This window comes from Allokutzneria multivorans (genome assembly GCF_039537405.1).
GTDB classification, from domain to species: Bacteria; Actinomycetota; Actinomycetes; order Mycobacteriales; family Pseudonocardiaceae; genus Allokutzneria; species Allokutzneria multivorans.
In genome coordinates, this window is the sequence record NZ_BAABAL010000027.1 from 23,114 (window position 1) to 47,588 (window position 24,475).

Here is a 24,475-nt window from a genome sequence, read left to right on the forward strand (position 1 = left end):
GCTTCCCGGCGGCGCGCCCGCGACGTTTCGAAGACGTTGAATCCCGGACGATCTCCACCGCGCGTTGTGGCTCGTCAGGGCGTGGTGGGAACTTTTTTTCACCCGGTGGTCCACAGTGGACTAATCGGGGCTCGCCGAATCGTGAATCTCCTTCTGGCGCAGCAGGTCGGTGAACGCGGACAACGCGGGGTTGGCGTTGTCCCGCGCCCAGCACAGCGCGAGCGTCCTCGGCGTGAGCCCGCGCACCTCGCGGGTGACGAGGTCGTCGCGGCCGTAGTGCGCTGAGGAGTTCTCGGCGACGAAGGCGACGCAGCTGCCCTGCGCGACGTGGGCGAGCAGCGTCTCGGGGTTGTCCGCGACCGGGCCGTGCGCGGGGCTGCGGCCGTCGGGGCGCGGGTCGACGCGCCAGAAGTCCTGCCAGATCCGGGGAACCTCGGCGCGGAAGCTCGGCGCGGGCACGTCGGCGAGATCCTCGAAGGTGAGGAAGTCCTTGTGCGCCAACGGGTGGTCGGCGGCGAGCACGGCGCGCCGCCCCTCATCTGCCACCGGGACGACGTGCAGCCCGTGCGGTGGAACCGGCAGGCAGAGCAGGCCGACGTCGGCGCGGCCGTCGAGCACGAACTCTGGCTGCTCGTGGAAGTCGAAGCGCTGGAACTCCACGGTGATCCCCGGCTCCTCGGCGCGGAAACGGCGCAGCAGCGCGGCGATCGCGGGGAAACCCGCGTCGTTGCACAGGAAGCCGACTCGGACGCGACCGCGCAACCCCTCGCGGTGCTCCCGCGCCGCTCTGCCGACCTCCTCGGCCGCTGCCAGCACGGTGCGCGCGCGCCCCAGCACCTCGCGCCCGGCCTCGGTCAGCTCGACCCGGCGCGAGTCCCTGGTCAGCAGCGCGACCCCGAGACCCCGCTCCAGCGCCTTGACCGCGTGGCTCAGCGCGGGCTGGGACAGTCGCAGCCGCTGGGCGGCCCTGCCGAAGTGGAGTTCCTCGGCGACAACGACGAAGTACCGCAGCGTACGCAGTTCCATACCTCGGATGATAGCGATCGCGTATCGCTCGATTCGTTTCCTGTCTTGGACAAGTCCATTCTTCGGCGGTGAGATCGAGGTGTTCGCCGTATCAATGTCCACCATTGTGAGATGGGCGTGAAGAAATGCAGGAAAATGCTCTCACGTTTGCCGGAGGGGCGGAAGCGTCCGGCCCGAACCGGCGCACCGTGCTCGCCGGAGCGGCGGGCGCCGTCGGGGCCGGGGTCGCGGCGACAGCGCTCTCCGGTTCCGTTTCCGCGCTCGCCGCACCGCCGGTCCCGGACGCGCAGGAGGCGCTTCCGGTGGCGCTGACCGTCAACGGCGCCCGCCGGTCCGCACAGGTGGACCCGCGTGCGAGCCTGCTGGACACGCTGCGCGACCAGTGGGGCCTCACCGGTCCCAAGAAGGGGTGCGACCAGGGCGCGTGCGGGGCGTGCACCGTGCTGCTCGACGGCACGCGCGTCCTGTCCTGCATCAGCCTCGCCGTGCTGCACGACGGCAGGGAGATCACCACTGTCGAAGGTTTGGTCGTCAAGGGGGAAATGCATCCCGTGCAACGGGCGTTCGCCGAGCGCGACGGTTTCCAGTGCGGGTTCTGCACCTCCGGTCAGGTCACTTCCGCGGTCGGCCTGCTGCGGGAGAACCCCAGGCCGTCGCGGGCCGAGATCTCCGAGCTGATGAGCGGCAACCTGTGCCGTTGCGCCGCCTATTCGAACATCGTTGACGCTGTGATCGACGCGGCGAGGGGAGAGCGCTGATGCGACCCTTCCACTACGCCAAGCCCGGTTCGGTCGCCGAGGCGGTGCGGGTGCTCGGCGCGAACCCCGACGCCGAGGTGATCGCCGGGGGCACCGATCTGGTGACGCTGCTGAGGGACGGGGTCCGCGCGCCGAACCAGCTCGTCGACGTCAACGGCCTCGGCCTCGACCGCCTCGCGTGGCAGCAGGACGGCGGTGTCCACATCGGAGCCCTGTGCCGCAACGCCGTTGACGACAGCCGGTTGCGACGGGCCTACCCCGCGCTCGTGCTGGCGCTGCGCTCCGGGGCGTCGCCGCAGATCCGCAACCGGGCGAGCTTTGGTGGGAACCTGTTGCAGCGCACCAGGTGCGCGTACTTCAGGCTGCCGGAGTTCGACTGCAACAAGCGCGCACCCGGCTCCGGTTGCGCCGCGTTGACCGGGGACGGCGCGCAGACCGCGCTCTTCGGGGCGAGCCCGTCCTGCGTCGCCGTGCACCCGTCGGACTGCGCGGTGGCCCTGGTGGCGCTCAACGCCGTCGTGCGCGTGGAGGGACCGTCCGGAGTGCGACGGATTCCGGTCGAGGAGTTCCACGTGCTTCCAGGAGACGCTCCGCAGCGGGAGACGGTGCTGCGCCGGGACGAGGTGGTCGTCGCGATCGAGCTGCCCCCGGCGCCGCCGTCGCACTACCTCAAGTTCCGCGACCGGACGTCCTTCGCGTTCGCGCTGGTGTCGGCCGGGGTCGCGGTCGAGGTGAGCGGCGGAGTCGTCCGCTCCGCGCGGATCGTGCTCGGCGGCGTGGCGCCCAAGCCGTGGCGGTGCGGTGCGGCGGAGCGGGAACTGGTCGGCGGGCCGTTCACCGAGGCGTCCATCGCGAAGGCCGGTGACGCCGCGACGGAGGGTGCGAAACCCCGTCCTGGCAACGAGTACAAGGTCGAGCTCGTCCGCCGCGTGGTCCGGCGGGCGTTGACGGAGTTGAGGAACGCGTGAGCGAGCAGGGGATCGGCGCCGCACTGACGAGGGTCGAGGCGCGCGACAAGGTGACCGGCGCGGCGCGGTACACGGCGGACACGCTGCTGCCCGGCATGGTGTACGCGGTGCTCGTCGGCAGTGGTGTTTCGGCGGGGCGACTGCGTTCGCTCGACGTGGCGGCGGCCAAGGCGGCCCCTGGCGTGCTCGCGGTGCTGAGCCACCTGGACCGGCCGGTGTGGCACCGCGTACCCACAGTCCCGTACTTCGCCGAGCCGAGGATGCCGTTCTCCGACGACCGCATCCACCACGCCGGACAGCACATCGCGATCGTGGTGGCCGCCACCCGGCAGCAGGCCGCCCACGCCGCCTCGCTGGTCAAGGCGGAGTACGAGCGCGTCAACCCGGTGTCCACTTTGGACAGAGCGTTGCCGTCGGCCTACGTCGCGGCGCGCGGCGGCTACGTGAACTTCCCGCAGGAGAGCCTGCGCGGAGATCCCGACGCCGCTCTGGCCGGGTCCCCGGTGCGCGTGGACACCGAGTACCGCACGGCGATGGTCAGCCACGCGCCGATCGAACCCTCGGTCACCACGGCGAGCTGGGAGGGGGACAAGCTCACCGTCCACGACTCCAGCCAGGCCGTCACGTTGCACCGCAGCTCGGTCGCGGCGTCATTCGGCCTGCCGGAGAACCAGGTCCGGTTGCTGTGCCCGCTGATCGGCGGCGCGTTCGGTGCGAAGTCGCACGTGTGGGGCCACACCCTGCTCGTCGCGCTCGCGGCCCGCCGGGTGGGCAGGCCCGTTCAGGCGGTGATCACCAGGAAGCAGATGTTCACCACCACCGGGCACATGCCGCCCACCGTGCAGCGCGTCGTGCTCGGCGCCGAACGCGACGGCAGGCTCCGGGTGATCACCCACGACAGCACCAACTCCACGTCGTTCCTGAGCGAGCGGCCGGAGGGCACCACGCACTCCTCGACCATGACCTACGCGGTGCCGAACCTGCGCACCCGCGTGCGCTTGGCGCGCATCAACTTCGGCTCATCGACCCCGATGCGCACCCCCGGCGACAACTCGGGCAGCTTCGCGGTGGAGTGCGCACTGGACGAGCTGGCGCACTCGCTGGGAATGGACCCCGTCGAGCTGCGTCGCCGCAACCACGCCGACGTGCACCCGGACAGCGGGAAACCGTGGAGCGACAAGAACCTCCTGGAGTGCTACCGCATCGGCGCGGAGCGCTTCGGTTGGCACAGGAGGGATCGGCGTCCCGGAACCCGGCGCGAGGGCAACGACCTGGTCGGCTACGGCATGGCGACCGCGCGGCGCGTCGAGCACCACCGCGCCGCCGAATCCTTTGTGGACATCAGATCGGACGGACGCGCCGTCGTCCGCGTCGCGACGCAGGAGATCGGCGGCGGCACGCTCACCACGATGGTGCAGATCGCCGCCGGCGGACTGGGTGTTTCTCCTGGCACGGTCACCATTCAGTCCGGTGACTCCGACCTGCCGCAAGGCGCTCCGACCTTCGGCTCCCTCACCTCCGGCAGCACCGGAACAGCGGTGCACCTGGCAGCGCTCGACGCGCGCCGCGCCGCGATCCGCCTCGCGGTGGGAGATCAGCGCTCGCCGCTGCACGGGCTCGCGGAGGACGCCGTGAGCGTCCGCAACGGTCGGCTGTTCGCCAAGTCCGAGCCCCGGCGCGGTGAGACCTACGCGGTGCTGCTGTCCCGCAACAACGTCAACCCCTTGCGCGGCAACGGGAAGTACGCGCCCGAGGAGTCTCCGTACGAGACAGCGACCTTCGGCGTGCACTTCACCGAGGTGCGCATCGACCGCGACCTTCCGCGCGTCCGCGTGGTGCGCCACGTGGGTGTCTTCGACTGCGGTGTCGTGCTCAACGCCAAGACCGCTCGCAATCAGGCGCAGGGCGGCATCATCTACGCGATGGGCGCCGCGCTGATGGAGGAGATGCGGCAGGACCCGGTCTCCGGGCGCGCGCTCGCTCCGGCGTTCACCGACTACCACGTGCCGGTCAACGCCGACGTCGGCGACATCGACGTGCACTTCGTGAACAAGGCCGACCGCAACTCCAACGCGTTGGGCGCCAAGGGACTCGGCGAGGTCTGCGCGATCGGTGTCGCGGCGGCGATCGGCAACGCGGTGTTCAACGCGACGGGCAAGCGCGTTCGCGAGCTACCGATCACGCCGAAGCGGCTGCTGTGAGGTCGGCCTTCCCGGAACTGCTCGCACGCCAAGGACAACCGGCGGCGATCGCCACTCTCGTCGACAAGACCGGCAGCGCCCCGCTCCCGATCGGCACGGCGATGGTGGTGTGGCAGGACGGCACCGTGCGCGGCTGGATCAGCGGTGGTTGCGTGGACGCCGACGTGGTGGCGGTCGCCGAACGCGTGCTCGCCACCGGGCGCTCGGAACTGCGCGAGTACGGCCCTCCGTCCCCGTTCGGCGTCGGACTGACGTGCGGAGGCCGTTTGCGGGTGCTCGTCGAGCCCGTCTACCCGGAGCTGCTCACCGCCGCGGCGGAGGTGGCGTCGGATCGACCGGTGGTGCTTCGCGTTGATCTTGAGACTGGGGAGCGCGGTGTGTCGTGGTCCACTCGTGCCGAGGGCGCCTCGTTGGTGGGTTCGGCATTCGTCGCCTCGTTCCTGCCCCGCCCGCGGCTGGTCGTCGTCTCGTCGACGGCGGTCACGAACCCGTTGGTGCGCTTGGCTTCCGAGCTGGGGTGGCGGCCCGTCGTCGTCGAGCACCGGCCGGTCTTCGCCGCGCAGGTGCTCGGCGCGGAGGTCGTGCCCCGGATGAGCGGCGTCGAGCTGGACCGGCGCTGCGCGGTCGCGGTGCTCAGCCACGAGCCCGCCGTGGACGTCCCCGCGATCATGGCCGCGTTCAGTGCGGGAAGCGCCTACGTCGGGGCCATGGGGTCGGCCGCGACGCACCGCGACCGCGTGCGGCGGTTGCGCGAGGCCGGAGCGGGGCGCGCGGACCTGGCCAGGCTCCGATCGCCGATCGGGCTCGCCGGAGTCGGCGGCAGGGGTCCGGTCGAGCTGGCCGTGGCCGTCGCGGCCGAGTTGGGCTCCGCCGGTGCGTGACGCCCGGCGGAGCCCGTCCGGTCAGCCGTTGCCGTTCGGGCAGACCACCTTGCTGAGCAGCGGGCACGGAGCCCAGGTGAACATGGTCGAGAACGCGCTCACCGGGGCGTCCTCGGTCGGGGTGACGACGCGGACGTCGATGTCGAACGGGTCAGCAGGGGAGATGTCCATCTCACGACCTTTCATGATCAGGTGGTTCCCGGATCGTGGCACGGAGACGTGAGGGGAGTGCGCGTTTTCACCGGGCCTTGAAGCGACCTGAGCAGAAGTGCTCACAGTGCCGCGCTGATCAGCTCCAAATCGCGTAGCGCGGCGTCCTGGCCCTCCGCCACGAGCACGCCGCAGGGGTTGAGCACGACCTCGTCCGCTCCGGCTTCGCGGTAGCGGTGCAACTCTGCGGCGATGTGCTCCGGGGAACCCGTGAGGAACAGGCCCGCCTCGATCAGCGCCGCCGCGCAGCCGTCCTGGTCCGCGACGTCGAACTCCAGCCCGGCACTGCGCAGCATCGCGCCGTAGTGCGGCAGTCCCATGTGCCGGATGGCGCCCGTCTTGGCCAGGTGCAACGGATCGCGGCCTGGTTGTTCCGTCGCTGCGTGCACGAGCGTGACGACCCGGGGCACGCGCTCGCGGCCTTCAGCACCGGTGCGCAGCGCGGGCACGAGGACGTCGCGCACGTACGCGGGCGGGGTCAGCGTCGTGATCGCCACGTCGGCCACGGCGCCTGCCGTTCGCGCCATCGCCGGTCTGAGCACACCGGCGCCGACCTCGACACCGGGGTGCGCCATCGGCCCGAGCACGCTGCGCAGGTTGACGTACTCGCCCTGCACCTCGGCGACTTCACCGTCGATCAGCGTGCGGACGCAGGACAGGTACTCGTGCATGGCGCGGCGCGGGCTCGCGTACGGCTTGCCCTCCACGCTCGTCACGAACAGTTCCCAGGACGACCCGAACCCAGCGACGAACGGGTGCTCTGTGAGCGCGGCGAGTGACCGTGCCTCCAGCGCGGCCTCATAAGGATTGCGCAGTGGCAGCAACGTCACCGCGGTCCCCATGGGCACCGTCATGCCCGCGCCCGCGAGATAGGCCAACACGTGGTGCGTCTCCACCGAAGTCGACTGGCCGAGCCACAGGCGCTCCAGTGGCCCCCGCCGCACCAGCTCTGCGAACGGCAGCACGGCGCGCGCGTCGGTGACCTCGAACGGGTAGAAGACCGATGTGCGCGGCACCCGGTCAGCTCCTGCGGTACTGGCCGCTGAGTTGCCGCACGGCCTCCGCGATCGCGCCGCAGCGGGCTGAACGCACTGCGTCGCCCAGGGGCCGCAACGCATCCGCACGCGCACGTGCCGCTGAGGCCGACACCGCGCCACCATCTCCCTCTGCGGCGCGCAGGATCGCCTCGACCTCGACGGAGCGCTCCAGCACGCGCAGCGAGCGCGGCGGCATCCCCGTCGGCCACGCCAGCCTGGGACGCGTGGAGATGAACTCCGCGATCTCCGCGCGGACGTTCGGCCGGTGCCGTGCGACGTCCAACGACACCAGCGTCGCGGCGGCTTCGCGCACGGCGACGGTCATCCCGTGCTCCGCCTCGCCGATCGGCGTGTGGTCCGCGACGGGGGAGCCGGTCAGCGAGAACACCGTCCAGCGCAGGACTCCGTCGGCGACGTCATCGGGGACCGCCGCGAGGGCCGCTGAGGCGAACACGGCCGCCTCGCCGCGCTCCAGCGCCGGGCGCGTGACCGGGCCGGGGCCGCCGAGCCCTCGGACGTCGCCGGGGATCGGGAGCACGAGGGCCGCGTTGTCCGCGCCGAGCTTGCGCAACGCGCCCAGCCACAGCGCGGGTCCTGCGGCGCGCTCGCCGTCGATGGGCAGGCCCGTGCGGTCGGCCGTCTCCTGGTCGGCCGCGACGAACTCCTGGAGCTCGCCCCACGCGGACAGCGCGTCGAGCACGTCGTCAGCCGCGGCCGCGCCGTGCAGCCACGCGGAGGCCCACACGGCCAGGGAAGCGCTGGGAACAGACACGGTGCCCAAGGATACGGGTAGGTTCTGGCTGTGCGTTCCTTCAACTACGGCAAGGACATTCTGTCCACACCGCGCAAGCGGCGCGAGGTTCCCGAGGTGGCCGCCGACGTCGGCGTCGTCGCCGAGGACCCCGACAGCGGGTTCTGCGGCGCGGTCGTGCGCGTCGAGGCCGGCTCGGTGCTGCTGGAGGACGCGGCCGGTCGACGGCGGCTGTTCCCGATGACCCCGGCGGCGTTTCTGATCGACGGCCAGCCCGTCACGCTCGTGCGCCCCGTCGCGGCTCCGGCCGCCCCGCGCGTCAGCGCCTCCGGCTCCGTGCGCGTGGAGGGCCGGCGCGCCCGCACCGCCGCGGCCAGCCGCATCTGGGTCGAAGGCATCCACGACGCCGAGCTGGTCGAGCGCGTGTGGGGCCACGACCTGCGCGTCGAGGGCATCGTGGTGGAGCCGCTGCACGGCGTCGACGAGCTGGCCGGCCTCGTCGCGGAGTTCGGTCCCGCGCCGAACCGGCGGCTCGGAGTGCTGGTGGACCACCTCGTGGCGGGCAGCAAGGAATCCCGGCTCGTCGCGGCGGTCACCGACCCGAACGTGCTGGTCACCGGGCATCCGTACGTCGACGTCTGGCAGGCCGTGAAGCCCTCGGTGCTCGGCATCCCGGAGTGGCCGGTGATCCCCAAGGGCACGCCGTGGAAGGAGGGCGTCTGCGCGCGCCTCGGCTGGGGCGAACCCGCCGACGGCTGGCGCAGGGTGCTCGCGTCCGTGAAGGGCTTTCGCGATCTGGAGTCGCCGCTGCTCGGCGCGGTGGAGCAGCTCATCGACTTCGTCACCGTGCCCTCCTGAAGTACCCGAACGACCCGTTCAGCGCGTTCGAAAGGACCTGAACGACCCGTTCAGCGCGTTGGGAGCCCTGAACGGGTCGTTTGGTGCGTTGAAGGAGCTGAACGGGTCGTTTGGTGCGTTGAGCGCACCGAACGGGGCGTTGGCGGAGTTCGAAGATCACGCGTGGGTCACGTGGGGTGTTGCGCGGGACACGGGAGCCGCTGTTCTGCCACGATGAGGGCATGGCCGCTCTTGTGTGGCTGATCGCCGGCGTGCTGCTGATCGCAGCCGAGGTGCTCTCCGGGGACTTCGTCCTGCTGATGATCGGCCTTGCCGCCCTCGCCGCCGCGGGTTCCTCCGCGCTGGGGGCCGCCCTGCTCGTCGACGCGATCGTGTTCGGCATCGCCTCGGTCGCCCTGATCGCGCTCGCCCGGCCCGCCATCAAACGGCGGCTGATCGCGGGCGACAGCATGAAGATGCACACCGAGGCGCTCGTCGGAGCCAAGGCCGTCGTGCTGTCCACTGTGGACAGCAGCGGCGGTCAGGTGAAGCTCGGCGGCGAGGTGTGGTCCGCGCGCAGCTACGACGAGACCCAGGTCCTCGAAGCGGGCAGCACCGTCACGGTGATGAGCATTTCCGGAGCTACAGCGATCGTCTGGTCGGAGGAGATCTAGGTGGATGCAGGAGTCGTCACCCTCGTCGTGGTGGCGGTACTGGTGTTGCTGGTGCTGGTCACCGTCGCCAAGGCCGTGCTGGTCATCCCGCAGGCGCAGGCCGCGGTCATCGAACGTCTCGGCCGCTTCCGCGCGGTCGCCGCGCCGGGACTCAACTTCCTGCTGCCGTTCCTGGACAAGGTGCGCGCGCGGATCGACCTCCGCGAGCAGGTCGTGTCCTTCCCGCCGCAGCCGGTGATCACCCAGGACAACCTGACGGTCTCCATCGACACCGTCGTCTACTTCCAGGTCACCGACCCCCGCGCGGCGGTCTACGAGATCTCCAACTACATCATCGGCGTGGAGCAGCTGACCACGACGACGCTGCGCAACGTGGTCGGCGGGATGAGCCTCGAAGAGACGCTGACCTCGCGCGACTCCATCAACGGCCAGCTGCGCGGCGTGCTCGACGAGGCCACCGGCCGCTGGGGCATCCGCGTTTCCCGCGTCGAGCTGAAAGCCATCGACCCTCCCCCATCGATCCAGGACTCGATGGAGAAGCAGATGCGCGCCGACCGCGAGAAGCGCGCCATGATCCTCACCGCCGAGGGCCAGCGGGAAGCCTCGATCAAGACCGCTGAGGGCCAGAAGCAGGCGTCGATCCTCTCGGCGGAGGGCCAGAAGCAGGCCGCCATCCTCAGCGCGGAGGGTGAGCGGCAGAGCCGCATCCTGCGCGCCCAGGGCGAGCGCGCCGCGCGTTACCTCCAGGCGCAGGGGCAGGCCAAGGCGATCGAGAAGGTCTTCGCCGCGGTGAAGGCGGGCAAGCCGACGCCGGAACTGCTGGCCTACCAGTACCTCCAGACGCTGCCGCAGATGGCGCAGGGCGACTCCAACACCGTGTGGATGGTGCCCAGCCAGTTCGGCGACGCGTTGCAGGGCTTCGCGAAGATGTTCGGCGACAAGGGCGATGACGGCGTCTTCCGCTACCAGCCGCCCGCTGACGACACCGTCAGCAAGCCCGAGTCCGACGACGACGAGACCGCGGGCTGGTTCGACACCGCGCCCGACCCGCACGTCGCCAAGGCCGTCCAGGAGGCCGAGGCCGTCGCGCGCAAGGAGGTCCCTGGCCCGCTCGGCACCGGCACCCCCGAGCTGAGCACGGGCTCTCCCCGGATCTCCTCGGGCTCGACGGAACCGGCCGACGGGGAGAAGTGATCACGCCTCGTCCGGCAGCTTCAGGAACAGCGTCAGCGCGGCGCTGACCAGGTACAGGGCCGCGAAGATCAGCATCACGCCCTGCACGCCGAACGGGACGAGGAACAGACCCGCGATGGCCGGACCTGCCATCGCACTGGCGCCCGCGCCGAGGTTCAGCGCGGCCATCGCCTGCCCCTTGTGCTCGGGCGCCAGTGAGGGCATCAGCGCCGACAGCGGCACGTAGCCCGCGAGCGTCGCGCCGTAGGCCGCCGCGACCAGCAGCGCCAGCCAGTACTGCGGACCCGCCGCGACCGGGACGTGGTACAGCAACAGGATCGTCACCGCCGAGCCGACCCCACCGCACCACGCCACGGTGCGGCGCCAGCCCAGCCGGTCGCCGACGATCCCGAAGATCAGGTTGAACACGATGTTCGTGGCGAACATGACCGTCAGCAGCCGCAGCCACTCGCCGAGGCCGAAGCCGATCGTCTCGGTGAAGAACAGCGGCAGGAACACCAGGAAACCGAACTGCGGCGCGGTGTTCACCACCCGCACCAGGCAGCCGACACCGATCCTGGGGTTGCGCCACAGGATGCTCACGCTGCCCAGCAACGTCACCAACGGGCGTTCCCCCTCCGGGGCCAGCCGCGCGTAGCCGCTGCGCTCGCGCACCAGCAGCAGTGCGATCAGCCCGCCCACGACGATCAGCACCAGCGCCACCCACATCGTCGCGAGCGGCCCGATGACCGGGATCAGCCCGCTGGCCACCAGGGAGCCCAGCGTGGGAAGGCCGCCGGTGAAGGCGAACCAGAACCAGCCGACCGCCGTGCCCAGCCGCTCGCGCGGGGTCGCCGCCGCGACCCACACCAGGAACCCGAAGGCGAACAACGGATACCCGAACCCGCGCAGCCCGTATCCCAGCAGCAGCAACGAGAAGTTCATCGTCGGCACCGCGATCGCCAGGAACAGCACCTGGAACACCACCCAGACGAGCAGGCCCAGCGCCATCACCCGGCGCGGCCCCCACAGGTCCGACAGCGCGCCGGAGAGCCAGGCCGCGATGCCCGCGGTGACGCCGTAGACGGTGAACAGCAACGCCACCTGCGGCGTCGACAGGCCCCGCTCCACCAGGTAGGGCGAGAGGTACCCCGCCTCGACGCCGTCACCGATCATGAAGATCAGCACACCGAGGAAGCCCCACGCGAGGGGGCGGGGAATGCCCGCGCGCTCCACTGCACCCGTCACTGCCATGCGGAGGAGAAGACGGCAGCCGCCGGGCCCGGCGCAACACGCGAGCCCAACACCACGCGAGGACCGCCCGGGTGCCGCGTGAAGAGCTCCTGCTCCGGCCAGGCAGATCCGCCGAAGCCGTGTGATGTCGGCGTTACGTTCACACGAAGGCGGCCGTCGATGGCGCCGCCTGGCAGCGAAACGACCGGGACGCCGCGATACGCCGGTGTTATGTTCAGGCCCATGGGTGCCGAGGACTCGCAGTCGGAGCGGCGCCGCGTCATCCGGGAGCGGGTCGCCGCCGAGGGTTTCCTGCGCATCCAGGACCTCGCCGAGGAGTTCGGCGTCAGCGTGATGACCGTGCACCGCGACTTCGACGCGCTCCAAGCGCAGGGCTGGTTGCGCAAGGTGCGCGGAGGCGCGACCGCCACGCCCTCGACGGTGTTCCACGGCGATGTCAGCCAGCGCATGGCCGCCATGGCCGACACCAAGCGCATGCTCGCGCGCGCCGCGGTCGAGCTGATCCCGCCCAGCAGCTCCGTCATGCTCGACGAGAGCACGACGTGCCTGCACCTCGCGCAGCTGCTCGCCGAGCGTGCCCCGCTCACCGTCATCACGTACTTCCAGCCGGTGATCGAGCTGCTCACCCGTCGGCCCGGCATCAACCTCATCGCGCTCGGCGGCGAGTACTTCCCCGCCTACGACGCGTTCCTCGGCCTGTACACGGCGGAGGGCGTCGGCAAGGTCCGCGCGGACACGCTGTTCATGTCCACCACGGCGATCTCGCACGGCCGCTGCTACCACCAGTCGCAGGAGACCGTGCAGGTCAAGCGCGCACTGCTCGCCGCGGCTTCCCGCCGAGTGCTGCTTGTCGATCACACGAAGTTCACGCGCCAGGGCCTGTACACGTTGGCGCCGTTGACGGACTTCGACCTCGTCCTGGTCGACGACCGGCTCCCCGCCGTCGAGCAACGCCGCATCCGCGACGACGGCGTTGCGCTGACCGTTGTGCACCGCTCATAGGAGCTTGTTCTCAGGCGCGTCCAACCACGCCCACCAGGAATGCTCGGTGACCGTGAGCCCGAAGCGCTCCCAGTCCGGATTTCCCTTGGCATGCCAAAGGTCCGTGACTTCTTCGACGATTCGCCACAGTGCGACCGGCCCCGCTTCGCGCACCTCGCGGACACCGCCGTCCACCGTCGTCGAGATCTCGCACCACGATCCATCCACAGTGGACAGGAACACTGCTCCTGGCCCGCCGGTCGCGGCGTCCATGGCGTAGCCGAAGCGCAGACCTGGCGGGAACCGGGTGTGCGCGAGGAACCACAGCGGCGTCTGCTCCCAAGGTCTTTCGGTCAGCAGCTCGGTCGTGCGCACACGGGCTCGGGCGTGGTCGCGCTCCGGATGCTTCGCGGGCTCGGTCTTTCCGGGGTGGCGCAGGTCCATGAAGTCGGCCCACCCCGGCACGAACCGCCCTTCGGCTCGATCGCCCGCGCGGCGCAGAAGGGCCAGATTCCCCGCGAAGAGGCCGAGTTTGACGTCCGCGAGGATCAGTCCGCCCTCGCGGATCTGCTCGACCCACGCCCACGGGACCTCCGAGACCGCGCACGTGGCGATGATCCGGTCGTAGGGCGCGTGCTCGGGCAGTCCGTCGGTGCCGTCGTGCTCGGCCAGCACCGGGTTGTAGCCCAGCGCTGCCAACCGCCGGCCTGCGGCTTCGACCAGTCCGGACTCCACGTCGACGGAGAACACGTTGGCATCGCCCAGCCGATGCGCCAGCAGTGCGGCGTTGTAGCCCGTGCCAGTGCCGATCTCCAGCACACGATCACCGTCGCGCACGTCGAGCGCCTCCAACATGCGGGTCATCAGGCCAGGCTCGCTGGAGGAGGAGATCGGCACCTCGTCCAGCAGCGTGACGAGCGCGGTGTTGGAGTACACCAGCTCCAGCCAGCGTTCGTGCGTCTCGTCCACCACTTCCCAAGCGCCGCCGCGCCGTTCGTGGAACACCGGGACGAATTCGTGGCGCGGGATCGCCCGCACAGCCGCCTGCCACGCCGCGGACGACACCTTGCCCTTCTCGACGAGCAAGCGAACCAGCCGCTCAGCCCGCTCCTGCCAACGGTCAACCACTTTCACGCCGTCCTTCCACGTGGGCGGGCGCTTGTAAGCTTCAGCGGTGCCGCAGACCGCCGAAGAATTTCTCAAAGCCTTCCACGACAACAATCCTGGCTTGCAGTCAGTGGGAGTCGCGGCGAGCCCGACCGCTAAGGGCCGCACGAGCTACGAGGAGTTCGCCGATCGGGTGGGAACGCCGGAGCGAGTCCTCGATCTGGGGTGTGCCGACGGTGCGCTGCTGGAGGTGTTTGCCGGGCGCGGAGCCACGACCCTGGCGGGAATCGACCTCTCCGGGGCGGAGCTGGCGCTGGCTCGTCAGCGGCCCGCGCTGGTGAAGGCGGACGTGCGCGTGGGGCGCGCGCAGGAACTGCCGTTCGAGGACTCCGCGTTCGACGCCGTGGTCTCGCACATGGCGCTCATGCTGATGACGGATGTCGAGCAGGTCGTCGCGGAGGCGGCGCGGGTGCTCGTTCCGGGCGGGGTGCTGGCCGTGGCCCTCGGTGGCGGAGCCGTTGACGGGGAAGGGATGGAGCTGTTCCTGAAGCTCGCCCGCCCGTACTTCGAAGCGGCGCGTGCCGCGGAGCGGGTGATGCCGAGGCTGGGCAATCGCGCGATCCGCACGCGGGAGGGGCTGGACGAGGTCCTGACACCGGCGGGGTTCGCGCCGGTGTCCTGGGATTCGATCGTGCTCGACCAGGGCGGGACGCCCGAGAAGGTCTGGGAGACCAACATGTCCGTCTTCTACGACGTCACTGTGCTGGACGAGGACCAGCTCGCGGAGCTGCGGCGGGAGTTCCTGGACGCCGCACGGTCACTGGTGCTGGACGGCAGGCTCGCGTGCGGCATGCGGATCAACTTCGCGACGACGCACCGCGAGTCCTCCGCCTGAGCCAGACTCCGTTCGGAGGACGGGTTCTACGGTCCTCGGCGAGATGTGAAAGGCACCCCTCGAAAGTCCCTACCGCGGTGCCCGAACCGTCCCAGACACTGCCCGTGATCTCTGCGTCACTTGCTTGAGTGGCGTCCACCCTGCTGGGAGGTCACACAGTGAAGATCCGAGCGACAGTCGGTTCGGTCGCCCTTGCCTCGACCCTGGTCCTCGGCGTGCTCACCACGCCGAGCGGTGCCGCGACAGTGGAGGTGGCGGCGGCGCCGACCATCCCGGTCTCGGCGGTGCAGGAGCACCTGAACCAGTTCCAGCGGATCGCGACCGCCAACGGCGGCAACCGGGCGCACGGACGGCCCGGGTTCAAGGCGTCGGTCGACCACGTCAAGGCGAAGCTGGACGCGGCCGGCTACCAGACCAAGGTCCTGGAGTTCACCAACTGGGGCACCAAGGGCTACAACCTGATCGCCGACTGGCCGGGCGGCGACGAGAACAACGTGCTGATGGCCGGCGGCCACCTGGACAGCGTCGGCTCCGGGCCGGGCATCAACGACAACGGTTCCGGCTCGGCCGGGCTGCTGGAGGTCGCGCTGACGGTCTCCAAGCAGCAGCTCAAGCCCAAGCAGCACCTGCGCTTCGGATGGTGGGGCGCTGAGGAACTGGGGCTCGTCGGCTCGACCAACTACGTGAGGACGTTGCCCGCGACCGAGAAGTCCAAGATCAAGGGCTATCTGAACTTCGACATGACGGGCTCGCCGAACCCGGCGTACTTCGTCTACGACTCGCAGGGCCAGCCCTCGGGATCGGCGAAGTTCCAGGCGTCGCTGGAGTCCTACTTCAAGTCGATCAACGTGCCGACCGAGACGGTCAAGGTCGGCGGGCGCTCCGACCACGCGGCCTTCGCGGACGCTGGCATCCCCACGGGTGGCACGTTCAGCGGTGCCGAGGTCCGCAAGACGGCGGCGCAGGTGCAGAAGTGGGGCGGCCAGGCGGGCGTCGCCTTCGACAGGTGCTACCACCAGTCCTGCGACACCACGAGCAACATCAACGCGCAGTCGCTGGAGCGGCACACCAACGCGATCGCGCACACGATCTGGACCCTGTCGGGCACCACGCGCACGGTGCCCGCCGGAGCCGTTGGCTGAGGCCGGGTCACCGGCTGATCACCGCTTGATCACCGTCCGGGCGGCGGCACCTCGCGGGGTGCCGCCGTTCGGATGTTCGCTCTGGTGCGTTCGGAGTCAAGTCGGGCGCGATGCGGGTGGCGTGCGGTTTGATTCAGCAGGTGGGCGGCATGGGGGGCGATGAGCCTTACGGCGTGGCGGCTCTGCGGGGCCTGCGTGGCGAGCTGCCCCCGTTCGACGGGGAGCGCGAGGCCGAGCACTGGGTGCGCCTGCGCGAAGTGGTGCGCGGGCTCAGGGACCAGGCGGAGGCGGGCCGCGCCGACCACGCCGTGGACTACGCGGAACAGGTCATCGAGGTGCTGTGCTCGGCGGCGCAGCAGGTCACCGGCAACGCGGGCGAGCTGCCGGAGCTGATGCAGCAGGCGCTGGCCGGGCACGCGACGGCGTGCCGCAGGAGCAGGCCCGATCCGCAGCGCCTCGCCAGCTGGCTGGTCCGCTTCCAGTTGAACTACCCGGACGGCCCGGAGGTCGCGCTCAGCGAGTACGCGGACGCGTTGGGGCACGAGGGAATCACCTCCTACCGCAGGACCGCGCGCCGAGCCTGCCGCGAGCTGCCGACGGTGCCCTTCGGCAGGACGCCGCGCTACGACCGCAGGCGCTGGGCGGTGCTGCGGCTGATGGAGGAGCTGGCCCGCTTCACCGGCGACGTCGACGTCGAGGTGCAGTGGCTGGCGACGGATCTGTCCACCCCGTGGCAGTACCTGCGGATCGCCACCGTGCTGGAGGACGCCGGGCGCACGGCCGAGGCGCTGGCGTGGGTGGAGCGCGGGCTCGTCGCGACGCAGGGCAGCCGCGCGGAGGTCCGGCTCGTCGACATGGCGGTGGACGCGTGCCTGCGGCTGGGCAAGACCACGCGCGCGTTGCAGTTGGCGCGCAACGCTTTCCGGGACTGGCCCGGCCTGGACACCTACCTGAGGGTGCGCACCGTCGCCGACCGGGCCGACCGCTGGCCCGCGCAGCGCGAGTGGGCCCGGCGGTGGCTGCGCGCGCAGGGCGAGGACCCCGGCCGCAACTCCGTGCTCGTGCAGATCCTGTTGTGGGACTCCGAGATCGACACCGCGTGGGCTGTCGCCGCCGAGCGCGGGTGCTCCGACCAGGTGTGGGCGGCGCTGGCGGCGGAGCGCGTGATGCAGCACCCCGAGCAGGTGCTGCCGGTCTACCGCCGCCTCGTGCGCAGGCGGATCGCGGTCGGCGGGCCGGAGCACCCCGCCGACGTGGTCGAGCTGCTGGAGAGCCTCGGCATGGCGTGGGAGAAGGCCGCCGACGACGGGCGCGCGAAGTTCCACCGCTACGTCGAGGAGCTGAAGCGCGAGTGCTCCGGCAACCGCGCACTGCTCACCGAACTGGCCCGCCGAGGCCTCTGACCCGGGTAAACCCATGCCGTGCACCCCACCGCGCGCCGAGGTGGGGTGCACGGGGGTTGGGGTGTCTTCAAGACCACCGAACCCCGGCTGTGGCGGTCGTCAACGGTGGTGAACCCGGGGTTCGGGGTGGTTGGCGACCGCTGGGACGGGGGTTTGGGGGTCTTGAAGACTGTGCAACCCGGTGGTCAGCCGACCGGTGGTACGTCGGAGAAACCCTTGGCGGCGTTGGTGACGGTGTTGTCGCGGTACACCAGGTTGGGCTTCGAAGCGCACTTCTTGTTGTGCGGGAACTGGAATCCGTAGCCGGCGGCCCGCACGTCGGCCACGTTGCGGCGGAACACGTTGCCGCAACCCCAGCCATCGAGCCGCTGGATCACCTTGAAGCCGTGCTCGAAGCTGCGAACGCCCTTGTTGTCGGAGATCTCGTAGTCGTTGCCCTTGGCGTTGACCCAGCTCTCCGAGGAGTTCTCGCCGGTCATGCCGACGCCGTCGAAGGAGTTGCGCAGCACCTTGCCGCCGGTGGTGCCCTCCTTGACGTCGACGTGCTCGGCGGCGACGTTCGGGCCGAGGCGGTTGTCCAGCGCCTGGTTGCGGTCGCTGGTGTCCGGCACGTTCTGGTCGCCGGGCTTGTCGCCGTACTTGCCCCAGTTCGCGCCCTTCGCGGAGCCGAAGTACACGCCCTCGCCGTACGCGGGCTGCGCGGTGCCGACGTGGTGCACGTACGAGTTCCGCAGCACGTTGTCGTTGGAGTTCGCCCGGAAGTGCACGCCCTCGTCACCGATCCGACTGACCTCCACATCGTCGATGACGTTGTTGTCGGAGCCGTCGAGCACGATGCCCTTCGCGGCGTCGGCGACGCTGAAACCCTTGAGCACCCAGTGCTTCACGAGGTTGAGGTGCAGCCCGTAGCCGCAGTAGCTCACGCCCTGGGCCTTGCGCGGCGGTGGCACGTTCGGGTCACACGCCTTCTTGGTGTTCTTGAGGACGGCGGAGCGCGGCCCGGTGAGCGTGATGGGCGCGCTCGCGGTCCCGGAGGCGGTCGCGAAGAACGCGCCGTCGTAGACGCCGGGGCGCAGCTCGATCGTGGTGCCGGGCTTGGCGGCGGCCAGCGCGGCGACGAGCTCGGCGGGGGTGCCGACGGACGCCTGCTCGGCCTGCGCGGGCAGAGCGGTCAGCAGCAGGGTCGCGGTGATCACGGATGTGAAGCGGAACATCGGCGTTGCCTCCCAATCCGGGGCGGTCCCTCGACCGTGCACGCCTTTCCTATTGCCGTCAACGATTCACGTGACTGAACTCATGTCGCTGAACGCAGCGCGTTGACGAGCGTGACCACCGGAGCCCGCCGCCGAGCCCGGGGCGCGACCACGACGCCGATCCTGCGCGTCGGCCGGGGTCGCTCCACGGGGATCGCGACCAGATCGGCCGATTCGCGAAGCGCCACAAGGGGAATCAGCGCGATCCCGACTCCGGCTTCGACGAGCGCCTGTGCGAAGAAGTAGTCCGTGGTGCTGGCCGAGACGCGAAGCGAGAACCCGCTGTCCGCCGCGTAGCCGTGCAGGAACGCCGAGGTCTTCGAGCACCCGAAGACCCAGCGATCGTCGGCGACATCGTTGAGCGACAAAGACTTCCGCTTGGCCAGCGGGTGATCACGGCGCAGCACCAACGACATCGGGTCGCTCATCACGGGCAGGAGCGTCACTTTCTCCAACGGCAGGGGCTTGTCGAACTCGTAGACCAGCGCCAGGTCGGCCGAGCCGGACCGCACGAGGGGAATGCTGTCCTCGGGTTCCCGCTCCACCACGGTGATCTCGACGTTCGGGTGCTCGGCGGCCAGGCGCGCCAGCGCGCGGGGCAGCAGGTGCCGACCGCCGGTGCTGAACGTGGCGACGGTGATCGTGTCGACGCCGCTGGCCAAGCGGGTCAAGGCGGCCTCGGTGTGCCGCAGCTCCGCCGAGATCGTCTCGCCCGCCTCCACGAGCAGCCGCCCCGCGTCGGTGAGCGTGACGCCGCGAGCCCCGCGCAGCACCACCTCGGTGCCCACGGTCCGTTCGAGCGCGGCGATCTGCTGCGACACGGCGGACGGCGTGAGCAGCAGCGCGGCGGCGGCCTTGCTGAAGCTGCCGTGCCGCGCGACCTCGGTCAGCACCCGCAGCCGCTGGACGTCGATCATCAGTATTCCTAACAGCTTGTTAAGCAAGACATCACTTCTGCTAAGCACTCTACGGCGCGAGGCTGGTCGGCATGAAGACCGTGTGCGTCATCGGGGGCAGCCGTTACTTCGGCCGTGAACTGGTGCTCAACCTGCGGGACGCGGGCGTCGGGGTCACCGTCGTCAACCGCGGCTCCGTCGCTCCGCCACCAGGTGTCGAGCACCTCGTCACCGACCGCGCCGACCTCGCGGGAGTTCTGGGATCGCGGACGTTCGACGTGGTGGTCGACCAGGTCTGCTACACCCCGGCCGACGCGGAAGCGGCTGTGGACGCGTTCACGAACCGCACCGGGCGCTACGTGATGACCTCCACGATCGAGGTCTACGAGCACCTCCGGGCGAAGGCGCCGCTGCCTGAGACGGCGGTCGACCCGCACGTGGCCGCGCCGGAGGGTTACGGCGAGGGAAAACGCCAGGCCGAAGCCGTCTTCGCGGCCAGGGCGCCGTTCGACTTCGTCTCCGTCCGCTCGGGCCATGTCCTGGGCGGGGACGACTTCACCGGCAGGCTCGCGCACTACCTCGACCGGGTGCGCGAGGGTCGCCCCGTCGTGGTCCACCAGGAGAACCACCCGTCCTCGTTCATCCACCACCGGGAGATCGCGGAGTTCCTGGGCTGGGCCGCCTTCGCCGACTTCACGGGGCCGGTCAACGCGTGCTCGCACGGCGAGCTGACCGTGTACGACCTGTGCGCGCACATCCCTGGAGAACCGCTGTTCGTAGTGGGCGAGGACGTGTCGCCGTACGCGTTCGGCCACTACTACGGCATGGACAACGCCCGCGCGACCGAACTCGGATTCTCCTTCTCCCACACCAAGAACTGGCTGCCGGAGGTGATCGGCGCGTGAGAACCCGCAAGCTCGGCGAGGTCGAGGTCAGCGCGATCGGCCTCGGCGCCATGCCGTTGTCGATCGAGGGCAGACCGGATCGCGAGCGCGCTCTCGCGACCATCCACGCCGCACTGGACGCGGGCGTGACGTTGATCGACACGGCCGACTCCTACCACTGGCACCCTGACGAGGTCGGGCACAACGAAGAGCTGCTCGCGGGCCTCAAGGGCGTGCTGATCGCGACCAAGGGCGGGCGCGGCAGGCCCGGCGACGGCTCGTGGACGGTCGACGCCTCGCCGGAGCACCTCAAACGCGCGTGCGAAGGATCGCTGCGCCGCCTCCGCGTTGACGTGATCGACCTCTACCAACTGCACAAGCCGGACCCCGCCGTGCCCTTCGAGGACTCCTTGGGCGCGCTGGCCGAGCTGCACGCCGAAGGCAAGATCCGTGCCATCGGTCTGTCCAATGTGGACACGGCTCAGATCCTTCGCGCCCGCGAACTGCTCGGTCCCACAGTGGTTTCCGTGCAGAACGAGTTCTCGCCGCGAGTTCGCACGTCGGAGCCGGAACTGAGGCTCTGCGCGGAGCTGGGGATCGCGTTCCTCCCGTGGAGCCCGCTCGGCGGCATCTCGCGCAGCTCCCTCGACGGCCCGTCGGAACTGGCCGGGGACACCGAGTTCCACCGCGTCGCCAGGGACCTCGGCGTGAGCCCGCAGCGCGTGTGCCTGGCCTGGTTGCTCTCGCTGTCCCCGACCGTGATCCCCATCCCGGGCGCGAGCAGGCCGGAGAGCATCCGCGACTCGGCCGCCGCGTGGGAGCTAGGTTGGGGGAGTGGGCCTGACGAGACGATCGGCGATCAAGAGCACCGTCCTGTGTGGACTGGCGGGAGTGGCGGTGGCGGGCTGCGGCACCCCGGCGAAGCCCGCGGCGGGGACGGGAACGGCCAAACCCGGTGACCCGCTCGTCGGGCTCGCGGACATCCCGCAGGGCGGCGGCAAGCTCGTCGACGTGCCGGGCGGCGGGCGGTTGCTGGTCGTGCGGACCAAGTCGGGGGAGGTGCGCGCCTTCGACCCGCGCTGCCCGCACACCGGCTCGATCATCAGCGCGCCCGCCAAGGGGATCGTCGACTGCCCCACGCACGGCAGCACCTTCGACGCCGAAACGGGCGATCTGCGCAAGGGACCCGCGACCAGGGGACTGACCTCCGTGCCCGTCCGCGCGGCCGGTGACCGGGTCGTTCTCGGGTGATGTCAGACCTGTCCGTAGGCTTATGACGTGGCCGACCCGTCGACTTACCGCCCCGCCCCGGGAACGATTCCCGAGGCGCCAGGGGTGTACAAGTTCCGCGACTCCACCGGGCGCGTCATCTACGTCGGCAAGGCGAAGAGCCTGCGCAGCCGCCTCTCCTCTTATTTCGCCGACCTGGCGACGCTGCACGCGCGCACGCGGCAGATGGTCACCACCGCGACGTCGGTGGAGTGGACCGTCGTCGGCACCGAGGTCGAGGCGTTGCAGCTGGAGTACTCCTGGATCAAGGAGTTCGACCCGCGCTTCAACGTCCGCTACCGCGACGACAAGTCCTACCCGGTGCTCGCGGTGACGCTGCACGAGGACTTCCCCCGGCTGCACGTCTACCGGGGTCCCCGCAAGCGCGGCGTCCGCTACTTCGGCCCCTACGCGCACGCGTGGGCGATCCGCGAGACGGTGGACCTGCTGCTGCGCGTCTTCCCCGCGCGCACCTGCTCCAACGGCGTCTTCAAGCGGCACTCGCAGATGGGGCGCCCCTGCCTGCTCGGCTACATCGACAAGTGCTCCGCGCCGTGCGTCGAGCGCGTCACCGAGCAGGAGCACCGCGACATCGTCGAGGACTTCTGCGACTTCCTCTCCGGCCGCACCGACGCCATGGTGCGCAAGCTGGAGAAGGACATGCAGGCCGCCTCCGACGAGCTGGAGTTCGAACGCGCCGCCCGGCTGCGCGACGACGTGGCCGCGCTGCGCAGGGCCATGGAGAAGCAGGCCGTGGTGTTCGGCGACGGCACGGACGCCGACGTGGTGGCCTTCGCCGAGGACGAGCTGGCCGCCGCCGTGCAGGTCTTCCACGTGCGCGGCGGGCGCGTGCGCGGTCAGCGCGGCTGGGTGATCGACAAGGTCGAAGAGGTCGACACCGCCGGGCTGGTCTCGCAGTTCATCACGCAGTTCTACGGTGAGCAGGCCGATCTCGCCGCGCAGGCCGACGCGGGCGGGAGCCCGGTGCCGCGCGAGGTTCTGGTGCCCGAGCTGCCGGAGAACGCCGACGCGGTCGCGGCCTGGCTGTCGAAGCTGCGCGGTTCCAGGGTGGATCTCCGTGTGCCGCAGCGCGGTGACAAGCGCGCGCTCGCGGAGACGGTGGCGCGCAACGCCGCCGAGGCGTTCACCCAGCACAAGCTGCGTCGCGCAGGAGACCTGACCGCGCGCTCGGCGGCGCTCCAGGAACTCCAGGAAGCGCTGGACCTGGACACCGCGCTGTTGCGCGTGGAGTGCATCGACATCAGCCACGTGCAGGGCAGTGACGTGGTGGCCTCGCTCGTGGTCTTCGAGGACGGGCTCGCGCGCAAGTCGGAGTACCGGCGCTTCGCCATCCGCGAGGCCGCGACCGAAGGCGACGTCGCTTCCATCGCCGAGGTCGTTCGGCGCAGATTTGCCCGTTACAAGGACGAAGACCCGCTTGCGGGGTCGAGCGTCAGCACAGAAACGGCATCCGCTGGAACTCCCGAGCTTCCCGGGATCGATCCGGAGACCGGGCGGCCCAAGCGCTTCGCGTACCCGCCGAACCTGCTGGTCGTGGACGGTGCGGGACCGCAGGCCAACGCCGCCGCCGACGTGCTCGCGGAGCTGGGCATCACCGACGTGGCCGTGGTCGGGCTGGCCAAGCGCCTCGAAGAGGTGTGGGTGCCGGGCGATCCCGATCCGGTGATCCTGCCCCGAACCAGCGAGGCGCTCTACCTGTTGCAGCGCGTCCGCGACGAGGCTCACCGCTTCGCCATCTCCTACCACCGGCAGAAGCGGTCGAAGCGGATGACCGCCTCGCTGCTGGACGGGGTCAGCGGGCTCGGCGACGCGCGCAAGGCCGCGCTGCTCAAGCACTTCGGCTCGCTCAAGCGGCTCAAGGCCGCGACCGTCGACCAGATCACCGAGGTGCCCGGAGTGGGACGGCGCACCGCAGAGGCAGTACTCGCCGCGCTGGGCGCGGGCAACGGGGAGGACACTTAAAGTGAACGACGAGAAGTCCGGCGTCGAGGTCGCGGTGGTCAGCGGCCTGTCCGGGGCGGGCCGCAGCACCGCGGCCAAGTGCCTTGAGGACCTCGGCTGGTTCGTGGTGGACAACCTGCCGCCCGAGCTGGTCTCCACCATGGTCGAGCTGGGCGCCCAGGCGCGCGGCGTGATCACCAAGGTCGCGGTCGTGATGGACGTGCGAAGCCGCGCGTTCACCGACGACCTGGCCTCGGTGATCAAGGACCTGGACGCGCGCGGCTACAAGCCGAAGGTGCTCTTCCTCGAAGCCACCGACGCGGTGCTGATCCGCCGCTTCGAGTCGGTCCGCAGGGGGCACCCGCTCCAGGGCGACGGCAGGCTCTCCGACGGCATCGCCGCCGAGCGCAGGATGCTGATGCCGTTGCGCGACGAGGCCGACCTGGTGCTGGACACCACCGGCCTGTCCGTGCACCAGCTGCGCGGCAAGATCGAGGACGCCTTCGGCAGCGAGTCCAGCGCCCGCACCAGGGTCACCGTGCTCTCCTTCGGCTACAAGTACGGCCTGCCGATGGACGCCGACCTGGTGATCGACGTGCGCTTCCTGCCGAACCCGTTCTGGATCCCGGAGCTGCGCGACAACACCGGTCTGGACTCCGAGGTGCGCAACTACGTGCTGAGCCAGGAGGGCGCCGAGGACTTCCTGGACCGCTACCAGGAACTGCTGCGGCTGATCGGCGCGGGCTACCACCGCGAGGGCAAGCGCTACCTGACGCTGGCCGTCGGCTGCACCGGCGGCAAGCACCGCAGCGTCGCGATGTCCGAGGAGCTGGCGGGACGGCTCGCCTCCGAGGACGGGATGACGGTCAAGGTCGTGCACCGGGACCTGGGGCGCGAGTGACGCGAGAGTCCA

The 24,475-nt window shown here is 70.4% G+C and carries 24 protein-coding genes; 16 read left to right on the top strand and 8 right to left on the bottom strand.

Features of this window, described 5'->3' with window-relative positions; translation table 11 throughout:
• Positions 1–120: 120 nt before the first annotated feature.
• Entirely contained in the window at positions 121–1,026 is a 906-nt protein-coding gene (locus ABD798_RS35775) for a LysR family transcriptional regulator (RefSeq protein WP_344885614.1), read from the bottom strand.
• 125 nt (positions 1,027–1,151) lie between these two features.
• Between ABD798_RS35775 and ABD798_RS35780 the strand changes: the two genes are divergently transcribed.
• Genes ABD798_RS35780 through ABD798_RS35795 form a run of 4 tightly spaced genes read left to right on the top strand, consistent with a single transcriptional unit; the run spans position 1,152 to position 5,834 of the window.
• Positions 1,152–1,784, top strand: a complete 633-nt coding sequence (locus tag ABD798_RS35780) for a (2Fe-2S)-binding protein (protein ID WP_344885617.1) — start codon at positions 1,152–1,154, stop codon at positions 1,782–1,784.
• On the top strand, positions 1,784–2,752 hold the full coding sequence (locus tag ABD798_RS35785; RefSeq protein WP_344885621.1) for an FAD binding domain-containing protein: 969 nt from the start codon (positions 1,784–1,786) through the stop codon (positions 2,750–2,752). Before ABD798_RS35780 ends, ABD798_RS35785 begins: the two co-directional genes overlap by 1 nt.
• A complete protein-coding gene (locus ABD798_RS35790; RefSeq protein WP_344885624.1) occupies positions 2,749–4,953 on the top strand; it encodes a xanthine dehydrogenase family protein molybdopterin-binding subunit in 2,205 nt (734 codons plus the stop codon). The genes ABD798_RS35785 and ABD798_RS35790 overlap by 4 nt, the downstream gene beginning before the upstream one ends.
• Positions 4,950–5,834, top strand: coding sequence for an XdhC family protein (locus tag ABD798_RS35795; protein WP_344885627.1), 885 nt, complete (start codon positions 4,950–4,952; stop codon positions 5,832–5,834). The genes ABD798_RS35790 and ABD798_RS35795 overlap by 4 nt, the downstream gene beginning before the upstream one ends.
• 21 nt (positions 5,835–5,855) lie before the next feature.
• Here the strand turns inward: ABD798_RS35795 and ABD798_RS35800 are convergent, their stop codons facing one another.
• From ABD798_RS35800 to ABD798_RS35810, 3 genes are all read right to left on the bottom strand, one after another.
• Complete coding sequence (locus ABD798_RS35800; protein WP_344885630.1) at positions 5,856–6,005, bottom strand: hypothetical protein; 150 nt, start codon at positions 6,003–6,005, stop codon at positions 5,856–5,858.
• Positions 6,006–6,106: 101 nt separating this feature from the next.
• Positions 6,107–7,060: an LLM class flavin-dependent oxidoreductase gene (locus ABD798_RS35805; protein ID WP_344885633.1), complete on the bottom strand. Its 954-nt coding sequence runs from the start codon at positions 7,058–7,060 to the stop codon at positions 6,107–6,109.
• Positions 7,061–7,064: 4 nt separating this feature from the next.
• Positions 7,065–7,853 (bottom strand): hypothetical protein, encoded by a 789-nt coding sequence (locus ABD798_RS35810; protein WP_344885636.1) that lies wholly within the window; start codon positions 7,851–7,853, stop codon positions 7,065–7,067.
• A 30-nt stretch (positions 7,854–7,883) separates the two neighbouring features.
• On the opposite strand from ABD798_RS35810, the gene ABD798_RS35815 reads away from it, so the two are divergent.
• The 3 genes from ABD798_RS35815 (at position 7,884) to ABD798_RS35825 (ending at position 10,537) form a co-directional block, all read left to right on the top strand.
• Positions 7,884–8,690, top strand: a complete 807-nt coding sequence (locus ABD798_RS35815) for a DUF3097 domain-containing protein (protein WP_344885639.1) — start codon at positions 7,884–7,886, stop codon at positions 8,688–8,690.
• Positions 8,691–8,911: 221 nt separating this feature from the next.
• On the top strand, positions 8,912–9,343 hold the full coding sequence (locus tag ABD798_RS35820; protein ID WP_344885643.1) for an NfeD family protein: 432 nt from the start codon (positions 8,912–8,914) through the stop codon (positions 9,341–9,343).
• Positions 9,344–10,537, top strand: a complete 1,194-nt coding sequence (locus tag ABD798_RS35825; protein WP_344885646.1) for an SPFH domain-containing protein — start codon at positions 9,344–9,346, stop codon at positions 10,535–10,537.
• Here the strand turns inward: ABD798_RS35825 and ABD798_RS35830 are convergent, their stop codons facing one another.
• Positions 10,538–11,770: an MFS transporter gene (locus tag ABD798_RS35830; protein ID WP_344885648.1), complete on the bottom strand. Its 1,233-nt coding sequence runs from the start codon at positions 11,768–11,770 to the stop codon at positions 10,538–10,540. It abuts the gene before it with no gap.
• 222 nt (positions 11,771–11,992) lie between these two features.
• Between ABD798_RS35830 and ABD798_RS35835 the strand changes: the two genes are divergently transcribed.
• Complete coding sequence (locus ABD798_RS35835) at positions 11,993–12,772, top strand: DeoR/GlpR family DNA-binding transcription regulator (RefSeq protein WP_344885651.1); 780 nt, start codon at positions 11,993–11,995, stop codon at positions 12,770–12,772.
• Here the strand turns inward: ABD798_RS35835 and ABD798_RS35840 are convergent.
• Positions 12,767–13,885 carry a methyltransferase domain-containing protein gene (locus ABD798_RS35840; RefSeq protein ID WP_344885654.1) on the bottom strand — a complete coding sequence of 373 codons (1,119 nt, stop codon included), beginning with the start codon at positions 13,883–13,885 and terminating at the stop codon, positions 12,767–12,769. The genes ABD798_RS35835 and ABD798_RS35840 overlap by 6 nt on opposite strands.
• 103 nt (positions 13,886–13,988) lie before the next feature.
• On the opposite strand from ABD798_RS35840, the gene ABD798_RS35845 reads away from it, so the two are divergent.
• The 3 genes from ABD798_RS35845 to ABD798_RS35855 all read left to right on the top strand — a co-directional run bounded on the left by ABD798_RS35845 (position 13,989) and on the right by ABD798_RS35855 (position 17,298).
• Complete coding sequence (locus ABD798_RS35845) at positions 13,989–14,753, top strand: class I SAM-dependent methyltransferase (RefSeq protein WP_344886004.1); 765 nt, start codon at positions 13,989–13,991, stop codon at positions 14,751–14,753.
• A 158-nt stretch (positions 14,754–14,911) separates the two neighbouring features.
• Entirely contained in the window at positions 14,912–15,895 is a 984-nt protein-coding gene (locus ABD798_RS35850) for a M28 family metallopeptidase (RefSeq protein WP_344885659.1), read from the top strand.
• A 149-nt stretch (positions 15,896–16,044) separates the two neighbouring features.
• A complete protein-coding gene (locus tag ABD798_RS35855) occupies positions 16,045–17,298 on the top strand; it encodes a DUF6880 family protein (protein WP_344885662.1) in 1,254 nt (417 codons plus the stop codon).
• A 185-nt stretch (positions 17,299–17,483) separates the two neighbouring features.
• Here the strand turns inward: ABD798_RS35855 and ABD798_RS35860 are convergent, their stop codons facing one another.
• Both ABD798_RS35860 and ABD798_RS35865 read right to left on the bottom strand, forming a co-directional pair.
• Positions 17,484–18,512 carry a right-handed parallel beta-helix repeat-containing protein gene (locus ABD798_RS35860; RefSeq protein WP_344885665.1) on the bottom strand — a complete coding sequence of 343 codons (1,029 nt, stop codon included), beginning with the start codon at positions 18,510–18,512 and terminating at the stop codon, positions 17,484–17,486.
• A gap of 80 nt (positions 18,513–18,592) precedes the next feature.
• The gene (locus ABD798_RS35865) at positions 18,593–19,468 is read right to left on the bottom strand and encodes a LysR family transcriptional regulator (protein ID WP_344885668.1); all 876 of its coding nucleotides are present in this window, start codon (positions 19,466–19,468) and stop codon (positions 18,593–18,595) included.
• 71 nt (positions 19,469–19,539) lie between these two features.
• On the opposite strand from ABD798_RS35865, the gene ABD798_RS35870 reads away from it, so the two are divergent.
• The 5 genes from ABD798_RS35870 to rapZ are packed head-to-tail and all read left to right on the top strand — an operon-like array spanning position 19,540 to position 24,463.
• Entirely contained in the window at positions 19,540–20,352 is an 813-nt protein-coding gene (locus ABD798_RS35870) for an NAD-dependent epimerase/dehydratase family protein (protein WP_344885671.1), read from the top strand.
• Positions 20,349–21,290 carry an aldo/keto reductase gene (locus ABD798_RS35875; protein ID WP_344885674.1) on the top strand — a complete coding sequence of 314 codons (942 nt, stop codon included), beginning with the start codon at positions 20,349–20,351 and terminating at the stop codon, positions 21,288–21,290. Before ABD798_RS35870 ends, ABD798_RS35875 begins: the two co-directional genes overlap by 4 nt.
• Positions 21,229–21,582 carry a Rieske (2Fe-2S) protein gene (locus ABD798_RS35880; RefSeq protein ID WP_344885677.1) on the top strand — a complete coding sequence of 118 codons (354 nt, stop codon included), beginning with the start codon at positions 21,229–21,231 and terminating at the stop codon, positions 21,580–21,582. The genes ABD798_RS35875 and ABD798_RS35880 overlap by 62 nt, the downstream gene beginning before the upstream one ends.
• Before the next feature lie 27 nt (positions 21,583–21,609).
• Complete coding sequence (gene uvrC, locus ABD798_RS35885; protein ID WP_344885680.1) at positions 21,610–23,583, top strand: excinuclease ABC subunit UvrC; 1,974 nt, start codon at positions 21,610–21,612, stop codon at positions 23,581–23,583.
• Position 23,584: 1 nt separating this feature from the next.
• The gene (gene rapZ / locus ABD798_RS35890; protein ID WP_344885683.1) at positions 23,585–24,463 is read left to right on the top strand and encodes an RNase adapter RapZ; all 879 of its coding nucleotides are present in this window, start codon (positions 23,585–23,587) and stop codon (positions 24,461–24,463) included.
• Positions 24,464–24,475 lie beyond the last annotated feature (12 nt).

Coding starts and splice junctions, on each gene's coding strand:
- ABD798_RS35775 (WP_344885614.1), bottom strand. CDS start 1,026: ATGGAACTGCGTACGCTGCGGTACTTCGTCGTTGTCGCCGAGGAACTC.
- ABD798_RS35780 (WP_344885617.1), top strand. CDS start 1,152: ATGCAGGAAAATGCTCTCACGTTTGCCGGAGGGGCGGAAGCGTCCGGC.
- ABD798_RS35785 (WP_344885621.1), top strand. CDS start 1,784: ATGCGACCCTTCCACTACGCCAAGCCCGGTTCGGTCGCCGAGGCGGTG.
- ABD798_RS35800 (WP_344885630.1), bottom strand. CDS start 6,005: ATGGACATCTCCCCTGCTGACCCGTTCGACATCGACGTCCGCGTCGTC.
- ABD798_RS35820 (WP_344885643.1), top strand. CDS start 8,912: ATGGCCGCTCTTGTGTGGCTGATCGCCGGCGTGCTGCTGATCGCAGCC.
- ABD798_RS35830 (WP_344885648.1), bottom strand. CDS start 11,770: ATGGCAGTGACGGGTGCAGTGGAGCGCGCGGGCATTCCCCGCCCCCTC.
- ABD798_RS35835 (WP_344885651.1), top strand. CDS start 11,993: ATGGGTGCCGAGGACTCGCAGTCGGAGCGGCGCCGCGTCATCCGGGAG.
- ABD798_RS35855 (WP_344885662.1), top strand. CDS start 16,045: ATGGGGGGCGATGAGCCTTACGGCGTGGCGGCTCTGCGGGGCCTGCGT.
- ABD798_RS35860 (WP_344885665.1), bottom strand. CDS start 18,512: ATGTTCCGCTTCACATCCGTGATCACCGCGACCCTGCTGCTGACCGCT.
- ABD798_RS35865 (WP_344885668.1), bottom strand. CDS start 19,468: ATGATCGACGTCCAGCGGCTGCGGGTGCTGACCGAGGTCGCGCGGCAC.
- ABD798_RS35870 (WP_344885671.1), top strand. CDS start 19,540: ATGAAGACCGTGTGCGTCATCGGGGGCAGCCGTTACTTCGGCCGTGAA.